At 68.6% G+C, this 9,066-nt stretch carries 7 protein-coding genes; 2 read left to right on the top strand and 5 right to left on the bottom strand.

The genetic code is table 11. The features are described 5' to 3' along the window. Both GJ693_RS16935 and GJ693_RS11150 read left to right on the top strand, forming a co-directional pair. On the top strand, positions 1-415 hold a 415-nt coding region (locus GJ693_RS16935; protein WP_197042131.1), incomplete at its 5' end, for a hypothetical protein. A gap of 5 nt (positions 416-420) precedes the next feature. Next, positions 421-1,170 (top strand): class I SAM-dependent methyltransferase, encoded by a 750-nt coding sequence (locus tag GJ693_RS11150; protein WP_156256379.1) that lies wholly within the window; start codon positions 421-423, stop codon positions 1,168-1,170. On the opposite strand, the gene GJ693_RS11145 is transcribed toward GJ693_RS11150, so the two are convergent. The 5 genes from GJ693_RS11145 to GJ693_RS11125 all read right to left on the bottom strand — a co-directional run. After that, positions 1,070-2,122, bottom strand: coding sequence for a glycosyltransferase family 2 protein (locus GJ693_RS11145; protein ID WP_156256378.1), 1,053 nt, complete (start codon positions 2,120-2,122; stop codon positions 1,070-1,072). The genes GJ693_RS11150 and GJ693_RS11145 overlap by 101 nt on opposite strands. Positions 2,123-2,144: 22 nt before the next feature. Next, positions 2,145-2,582, bottom strand: a complete 438-nt coding sequence (locus GJ693_RS11140) for a GtrA family protein (protein ID WP_156256377.1) — start codon at positions 2,580-2,582, stop codon at positions 2,145-2,147. Further along, positions 2,533-3,987: an Asp-tRNA(Asn)/Glu-tRNA(Gln) amidotransferase subunit GatA gene (gatA, locus tag GJ693_RS11135; protein WP_156256376.1), complete on the bottom strand. Its 1,455-nt coding sequence runs from the start codon at positions 3,985-3,987 to the stop codon at positions 2,533-2,535. The genes GJ693_RS11140 and gatA overlap by 50 nt, the downstream gene beginning before the upstream one ends. After that, positions 3,987-4,274: an Asp-tRNA(Asn)/Glu-tRNA(Gln) amidotransferase subunit GatC gene (gatC, locus tag GJ693_RS11130; RefSeq protein WP_156256375.1), complete on the bottom strand. Its 288-nt coding sequence runs from the start codon at positions 4,272-4,274 to the stop codon at positions 3,987-3,989. The genes gatA and gatC overlap by 1 nt, the downstream gene beginning before the upstream one ends. A 76-nt stretch (positions 4,275-4,350) precedes the next feature. After that, on the bottom strand, positions 4,351-9,066 hold a 4,716-nt coding region (locus GJ693_RS11125), incomplete at its 5' end, for an NAD-glutamate dehydrogenase (RefSeq protein WP_408014565.1).

Below are 9,066 nucleotides of genomic sequence, written 5' to 3'. Positions count from 1 at the left end.
GGCCGACCTGGTGGACTTTGACCGGGTGACCGCCGCGCTGCCCGCCGGCCAGGTGATGGCCGGCGCACCGGTGGGGGCCCGCCCGCACGCGGACATGCCCGGCCGCTGCGAAATGTATCCGCCGCTGCTGCTGGTGCGCCACAGCGAGGCGGTGCCGCTGTTTGCCATTCGGGCCGCGCAGCCGCTGGAACATCGCGGCCGGTTGGCCGTTGCCCGCGAAGCCATGGCGACGCAGCATCTGGGTCCCGAAGCCCGCGACCAGCCCGAATTGCTTGCCCGCGCCCATGCCCGCGCTGGCTATGACTATCTGCTGCTGTGCCAGGCCACGGCCGGCCGGCCCTATCCGCCGACCGATTTCCCGATCGTCGCCCAGGCCGGCCGCTTCCGCCTGTTGCGGCTGACCCCGGAGCGTTGAGAGCGATGGACCGCAGCATCTATGATCACATGGCCCGTCACGCCGCCAGCCACTGGTGGTATGTCGCCCGCCGCGCGGTGCTGGCCAGCCTGATCGCCCGCGAGGTGCCGCTGCCGGCCAGCCCGCGCATCCTCGAAATCGGCTGCGGCACCGGCCACAATCTGGACATGCTCGGCCGCTTTGGCACGGTGGACGCGCTGGAACTGGATGATGCTGCCCGGGCGCTGGCCAGTGAGCGCCTGGGTCGCCCGGTGCTGCCGGCCCGCCTGCCCGAACTGCCGCCGCTGCCGGCCGCCCCCTATGACCTGATCGCGCTGCTCGACGTGCTGGAACATGTGGAGGATGATCGTGGCGCGCTGAACGCCATCGCCGGTCAGCTGGCGCCGGGCGGCAGCCTGCTCGTCACCGTGCCGCAGCATCAGTGGATGTGGACCGGCCACGATGTCGCCAATCATCATTTCCGCCGCTACAGCAAGGCCTCGCTGCGCGCCGTGTTCGAAGGGTCAGGGCTGCAACTGCGGCTGCTCGACAGCTTCAACAGCCTGTTGTTCCCGCTGGCGGTGGCCGATCGCCTGGCTTCGCGGTTGACCGGGCGCGAAGGCAAGGACGATGCCGAGCCGCCGGGTCCGGTCAACGCCCTGTTCAAGCGGATCTTCAGTCTTGAGGCAGGGCTGGTTGGGCGGGTGCCGATGCCGCCGGGTCTGTCGCTTGTGGCGCTGGCATCACCGGCACAGGCGCTTCGGCCGCACGGCTGACGCCCAGCCGTCCCGGTGGCCGGCTGCTGCCTAGCACGTCGGCAACGATATAGAGCGGCCGGCGCTTGGCCTCGACATAGACGCGGCCGAGATATTCACCGATCACGCCCAGCACCAACATCTGCGCCGCCCCAAGCCCGATCATCAGCAGCGACAGCGAGGTCCAGCCTTCCACCGTGTGGCCGTTCAGCCACTGGATCAGGATATAGGCCGCCACCAGCAGCAACAGGCCGACCAGCCACAGCCCGGCATGGCTGGCAAAGCGCAGCGGCGCGGTCGAAAAGCCGGTGATGGCATCGAAGGCCAGGCTGAGCATCTTGGTGAACGGGTAATTGGTCACCCCGGCCAGTCGCTGGGCGCGGGCATAAGGGAAGGGCGCCTGGCGAAAGCCGATCCACGCCACCATGCCGCGCACGAAGCGGGCCTGTTCCGGCATCGCCATCAGCACGTCGAGCGCGCGCCGGGTCATCAGCCGGAAGTCGCCGGTGTCGAGCGGGATGCTGATGTCGGTCAGCCGGTCGAGCACGCGGTAGAACAGGCCGGCGGTCACCTTCTTGGCCAGGCTTTCGCCATCGCGGCTGATGCGCAGGCCATAGACGACATCGGCGCTTTCATCGGCCATCGTCTTCAACATGTCGGGCAGCAGTTCCGGAGGGTCCTGCAGATCGGCGTCGATGATCAGGATCAGCTCGCCGCGGCACAGGTCGAGCCCGGCGGTGAGCGCCAGCTGGTGGCCATGGTTGCGCGCCAGGTTGATGCACACCAGCCGCGGATCGCTGGCAGCCAGCGCCTGCATGATCGGCCAGGTGCGATCGCGCGAGCCGTCGTTGATCAGCACGATCTCGTGATCGTCACCGAAACAGCCGTGGGCCGCAGCCGACACCCGGCGGTGCAGTTCCGGCAGGCAGGCCTCCTCGTTGTAGCACGGGATCACGACCGACAATTTGACCATGATCGCTGCCCCCAAGCCCCCTTCAACGAAACACGATGAACCGGTTGAGGATAAAGCCGAGCGGGGTGACCAATGCAACCCCGGTGACCGTGGCGGCGAGGAGGCCGATGTGCGGCGCGGCCTGCGCAGTGACCAGAGTGAACAGCCCGCCGCAGACCAGGTTGACGGCGACAAAGCGCAGCGCCTCGCCCCGCCAGCGGCCCGATCCGGCCGGCCGCGTGGCGCCAAAGGTCCAGAAGCGATTGAGAATGAAGCTTTGCACCATGCCGGCAACATAACCGGTGGCGCTGGCTGCGGGCAGGCCGATCAGCCCGGCCAGTGCCCGGATGACGAGATAGGAGGTGGCGGTGTTGAGCACACCGACGACGCCGAAGCGCAGGAATTGCGCCAGCGGCGCCATCAGCGGCGCGTCATGGCCGGGCGGTGAAGGCCGCCGCCCGCTCGATGGCGCGGCCGGCATCGAGCACGCCCATCTCGTCGAGCGGACGGCCGATGATCTGCAGACCGAGTGGCAGACCGGAGGCCGAGAGGCCGGCCGGCACGCTCATCGCCGGCAGACCGGCCAGGCTGGCCGGCACGGTGAAGACGTCGTTCAGATACATGGCGAGCGGATCGGCCTTGGCCCCGAACGCAAAGGCCGGGCTGGGCGCCGTGGGGGTGAGCAGCACGTCGCATGTTTCGAAGGCCTGTTCGAAATCGCGCGCGATCAGCGCCCGCACCTTCTGGGCCTGGGTGTAATAGGCGTCGTAGAAGCCGGCCGACAGCACATAGGTGCCGATCATGATGCGGCGTTTGACTTCCTTGCCGAAGCCGGCGGCGCGGGTGGCGGCATACATGTCGTGGACATTGCCGCCCGCCGGCGTCACCCGCTTGCCATAGCGCACGCCATCATAGCGGGCGAGGTTGGACGACGCCTCGGCCGGGGCGACGATATAATAGGTGGGCAGCGCATATTTGGTGTGCGGCAGCGAGACCGAGACGATCTCGGCCCCTTCAGCCTTCAGCCAGGCGATCCCCTGATCCCACAGCGCGGCGATTTCCGGGTCCATGCCGTCCAGCCGATATTCGGCCGGAATGCCGACGCGCTTGCCCTTCATCGTGCCCGTCAGGCTCGCAGCCCAATCGGGCACGGCGACATCGAGGCTGGTCGAATCCTCGGGATCAAAGCCGCACATTGAGCTGAGCAGCAGCGCGCAATCGGTGACGGTGCGGGCCATCGGGCCGGCCTGATCGAGCGAGGAGGCAAAGGCGATGGTGCCCCAGCGGCTGGCGCGGCCATAGGTCGGCTTGATGCCGGCAATGCCCACGAACGCGGCCGGCTGGCGGATCGAACCGCCGGTATCGGTGCCGGTGGCGCCTGCACAGAGCCGGGCCGAAACTGCGGCGGCCGAGCCGCCCGACGAGCCGCCGGGCACGAGTTCGGCGTCCGAACCCTTGGCCTTCCACGGGCTGATCACGCGGCCATAAGCGCTGGTCTCGTTCGACGAGCCCATGGCGAATTCGTCCATGTTGAGCTTGCCGAGGAACACCGCACCGTCGCGCAGCAGATTGGCCGTCACGCTCGATTCATAGCGCGGCACGAAGCCTTCGAGGATTTTCGAGCCCGCCGTCGTCTGCACGCCTTCAACCGCAAACAGGTCCTTGATGCCGAGCGGGATGCCGGCGAGCGGCCCGCTGCGGGTGCCGGCGTCCACCGCCTTGGCCTGGGCCAGCGCCAGGTCCGGCGTTTCGACGATATAGGCGTTGAGATGCCGGTTGGCTGCCATCGCATCGAGATGGGCCTGCGCCAGTTCGACGGCGCTGAACTGCCTTGCGGCAAGCCCGGCCTTCATCTCGGCCAGCGAGAGATCGGTGAGCACAGTCATTACTCGATCACCTTCGGCACGGCGAAGAAGCCGCTCGCCGCCTCGGGCGCGTTGGCCAGCACCTTGTCCTGGATGCCGCCGTCGTTCACCACGTCGGCGCGCCAGCGCAGATGGCCGGGCATGACGCTGGCCATCGGCTCGACACCCTTGGTGTCAACTTCGCCCAGCTGTTCCACCCAACCAAGGATGCCGTTCAGCTGTTCGACAAGGCCCGGCACCTCGTCATTGGTCACAGCGATGCGCGCCAGGCGCGCGATCTTGCGTACGGTTTCGCTATCCACAGACATGGTGCTGCCGCTAGCAGGGCCGAGCCGACGCAACAAGGGGGCGAAGTTGCTCCTCTCCCCAATCGGGAGAGGGCGTTCAGCTCAGCGCGGCGCGGGCCTGCCCGGCGATATGGGCCAGCATCGCCGCACTCACCATGCCGCCGTCGCGGGCGCGGCCGATGGCATTGGCGATGCGGGTGACCCTGGCGGCGTTGGCCTCCAGCCAGGCCGTCAGCGCCCGCAAGGGGTTGCCGCCTTCGGCCACGATGATGCGCAGCAGATCGAGCCGGATCTGCTCAAAATCGCGCACCAGCGACGCCGTGAGCAGTCGTTCCCAGGGATCGGCCGGGTTGAGCGCGGCCGCGGCGCCGCGGGCCCAGTCCAGGCCCGCCGCCTCGCCCAGCAGGACATAGGCCTGGGCGGTGGCGGCAACATCCAGCCGGCGTTCGGCCGCCAGCAATGACACGCCCACAGCGCCATCCAGCGCCTCGATATGGACAATGCTGCGCGCCAGATCGGCCGGGGCGCCATCGGCAGCGAGCCGGGCGGCCGAACGGTCGAGCTGGCCGCGCACCTCGGCCTTGACCAGCATCTCGATCGACCCGCCCAGCGCCTTGAGGCCGGGTGTGACGGCATCAACCAGCGCCGAGGCGCTGCGGCCACCGCCCAGCCGCACCAGATCGGCAATCTGGGCGCGCAGCACGCGCTGTGCCGCGCGGTGCAGGGCACCTGCGGCCGCTGCCGGCACGTCGGCGTTGTCGATCGCCTGCCACAGGCTGGCAAAGCCGAACAATTGCCGTGCCGCCACGAAGGCGCGGGCGACATCGGCGATGCCGGCGCCCAGTTCCTCGGCGATCTCGAACGGTGCCGACAGGCCGGCCCGGTTGATCAGCTCATTGGCCAGCTTGGTCGCCACCAGTTCGCGGCGCAGCCGGTGATGGAGGATGGAATCGCGCCAGGCGCCCTGCATGGCGGTCGGGAAGGCGGCGATCAGATCGGCCTCCAGCAGCGGGTCGGCCACCACCTCGCTCACCACCAACGCATCATAGGCGGCCATCTTGGCATAGGCCATGATCACCGCCAGCTCCGGCCGGGTCAGGCCTTCTCCGGCCATGGCACGCTGGCCCAGCACATCATCGCCGGGCAGGCCTTCCACCTTGCGGTCAAGGCCAACGCGGCCTTCCAGCGTCTGGATCAGGCGCTGGAACACCGGCACGGCGGCGGCGCCACCAGTTTCGGCCAGGCTGATGGCCTGGGTCTGCAGGCGGTTGTCGCGCAGCACCAGTTCGGCGACATCGTCGGTCATCACCCGCAGCAGCGCATCGCGGTCGGGGCGTGACAGCCGGCCAGCGGCAACCTCGCCATTCAGCGCGATCTTGATGTTGACCTCGTGGTCCGAACAATCGACGCCGGCCGAATTGTCGATGAAATCGGTGTTGAGGCGGCCACCAACCCGGGAATACTCGATGCGCGCGGCCTGGGTGAGGCCCAGGTTGGCACCTTCGCCGATCACCCGGGCCTTCAACTCGCGCGCGTCAACGCGGATGGCATCATTGGCGCGGTCGCCGGCATCACCCTGGCTTTCGGTGGAGGCCTTCACATAGGTGCCGATGCCACCGAACCAGATCAGATCCACCGGCATCTTGAGGATCGCCGACAGCAGCTCGGTGGGTGCCATCGCCTCGGCGGTGACGCCCAGCATGGCCTGCACTTCGGCCGAGAGCGGGATGGATTTCAGGCTGCGCGGGAAGACGCCGCCGCCCTTCGAGATCAGCGCCTTGTCATAATCGTCCCAGCTTGACCGCGGCAGCGCGAACATCCGCTGGCGTTCGGCAAAGGCGGCCGGAATGTTGGGCGTGGGATCGAGGAAGATGTGGCGGTGATCGAAGGCGGCGACCAGCGCGACGGCCGGTGAGAGCAGCAGGCCGTTGCCGAAGACGTCACCCGACATGTCCCCAACGCCGGCGACACGCACTGTTTCGGTCTGTACGTCGATGCCCATTTCGCGGAAATGGCGCTGCACGGAAATCCAGGCACCCTTGGCGGTGATGGCCATGGCCTTGTGGTCATAGCCATTGCCGCCGCCCGAGGCGAAGGCATCGCCCAGCCAGAAACCCTGGGATTCGGCAATCGCGTTGGCGGTGTCGGAGAAGGTGGCGGTGCCCTTGTCGGCCGCGACCACCAGATAGGGATCATCGCCATCGTGGCGCACCACGCCGCCGGGCGGCAGCACCGTGCCGTCCACGGCCAGATTGTCGGTGATGGACAAGAGCGCGCGGATGTAGATGCGATAGGCTTCGGTGCCTTCCGCCAGCCAGGCGTCGCGGTTCGATGCCGGCGGCAATTGCTTGGGATAGAAACCGCCCTTGGCACCGGTCGGCACGATCACCGTGTTCTTGACCTTCTGCGCCTTGACCAGGCCCAGCACTTCGGTGCGGAAATCGTCGCGCCGGTCAGACCAGCGCAGGCCGCCGCGGGCGATCGGCCCACCGCGCAGGTGGATGCCCTCGACGCGCGGGGAATAGACCCAGATTTCGCGATAGGGGATGGGCGGCGGCAGGCCGGGGACGAGGTGGGAGTCGAGCTTGAAGGCCATCGCCTCAGGCCCGCCCGGCACATAGAAATTGGTGCGCAGCGTCGCCAGCATGGCAGCGCGATAGAGGCGCAGGATGCGGTCATCATCGATGCTGGCGACATTGGCGAGGCCGGCATCGATGCGGGCCAGCAGCTCGGCTTCTGCTGCCGCCCGATCGTCAACATCAGGGCCGAAGCGGGCGGCAAACAGCGCCACCAGGTCGCGGGTGAGCGCGGGGTAGCGCTTCAGCGCGTCGACCACCGTCATCACGCCATAGGTGACACCGGTCTGGCGCAGGTAACGGAACCAGGCCCGCAGCAGCGCCGCCTCCACGGCGTTCAGCCCGCAATCGAGGATGAGGGCGTTGAACCCGTCATTCTCCTGCGCACCGGTGAGCACGTCGGTCAGCGCCGGGGCAACCCGCGCCGCCAGCCCGTCCAGATCGGCCAGCAGGGTGGCATCCGGCACTTCGGCCAGGAAATCATGCACCCAACCCAGGGCGCCGCCATCCAGATCGAAGGGATATTCCTCGATCACGCGCAGGCCGAAATTCTCCAGCACCGGCACCGCTTCCGACAAGGGTATGATGCGGCCGAGGCGATAGATTTTCAGCCGCACCTGTCCCGGCACGTCGCCCGGCATCAGCCGCACGCCGCGCTGGTTCTCGTCCGAAAGCTCGGTCAGCGCCATGATGTCGGCGGCGGCCTCTTCCGGCTGGTGCTGGGCGCGGTAACTGGCCGAAAAGGCGCGGCCGTGGCTGCGCGCCAGGCGGGCGGCGCGGGTTGGTGTCGTCCGTTCGGCGAGCGCGGCTTCCAGGTCTTCCTCCCAGCCGCGCACCAGCTGGCGCAGGCGGCGATCGAGCGCAGCGGCCTGATCGGCCGTGAAGCTGGCGGCATCGGCGACATCAACGACATATTGCACGCGGGCCAGGCCCTCCTCGCGCAACTCCACTTCGTATCGGGCAATGCTGCCCTTCAACTCCTGCGCCAACATCTGGCCGGCGGCCTCGCGCAGGCGGCTGGTGTAAAGGTCGCGCGGCACATAGACGAGCACCGAAACGAAGCGCCCGAACGGATCGGGCCGGGCGAACAACTTGGGCCGGGGCCGGTCGAGCAGCGAGAGCAGGCCCAGCGCCATCGTCTTCAACTGGTCGGCGCTGGCTTCGAACAGCTCCATGCGCGGGAAGCTTTCCAGCACATGCACCAGCGCCTTGGCGGTGTGGCCTCCCTCGCCAAAGCCGAGCGCGTCGATGATCTCGCCCACCTTGCGCCGCAGCAGCGGGATCTGCCGCGGCGAGGTGTTGAGCGCCGCCGACGTGTAGAGGCCGAGGAAGCGGGTTTCCGAGATCACCCGGCCCTGCCGGTCAAAGCCCTTCACCGCGATCAGGTCGCCATTCACCCGGCGGTGCACGCTCACCACGGCGCCGGCGCGGGTGATCAGCAGCGGTTCCGGGCTGGCGAGCAGGGCGTTGAGGGCGCGCGGCGTGTCGGCCGGGCCGCGTGTGCCCGACCACACCGGATAATCAGGATCGGCGAGCAGGCCGAGGCCGACATCGCTGGTCACCGTCATCGCAGGATCATCGAGATCGCCATCGAGGGCATAGCGGCGGGCGCCGAGCAGGGTGAAATTGTCGGCCGCCAGCCATTCGAGGAAGGCCATGGCTTCGGCGGTGCGGTGCGGTGCCAGCGGCGGCGGGTTGTCAGCCAGGGCGCGGATGCAATCGCGCAGCAGCCCCAGCATCGCCTGCCAATCCGTCACCGCAGCGCGCACGTCGGCCAGCACCTGGGTCAGGCTGGCGGCCAGCGCCGCGCGGGTCTTGGCGCCAACCTGCTCGATCTCCATGTAGATGACCGATTCGCGGCTGACGCCGGGTGCCGGCGCGCCGTTCCGGCCGGCACCGATCACCTCCAGCAAGCGGCCGTCGCCATCGCGGCGCACGTCGATCACCGGGTGCAGCAGGCGGTGGATGTCGATACCGGCCGCGGTCACGGCGGCGGCGGTCGAATCGACCAGGAAGGGCCGGTCTTCGCCGATGATGGCAAGGCGCAGGCGGCGGGCGCCGTCCTCGGCCAGCGGGTCGATATGAATCACCGGCGCATCGGGCGCGCGCTGGCTGGCGGCCTGGGCCACGAAGGCGCCCACGGCAGCGCGGGCAGCGTCGTCCAGCCCCTCGATCTCGCCGGGCAGGGCACGGGCAAACAGGCAGCCGGCCAGCGCCTCCGCGTGGGGGCCGGCGCT

It is taken from the genome of Sandarakinorhabdus oryzae (assembly GCF_009733735.1).
Classification (GTDB): domain Bacteria; phylum Pseudomonadota; class Alphaproteobacteria; order Sphingomonadales; family Sphingomonadaceae; genus Sandarakinorhabdus; species Sandarakinorhabdus oryzae.
This window is presented reverse-complemented; position numbering and strand designations above follow the sequence as displayed.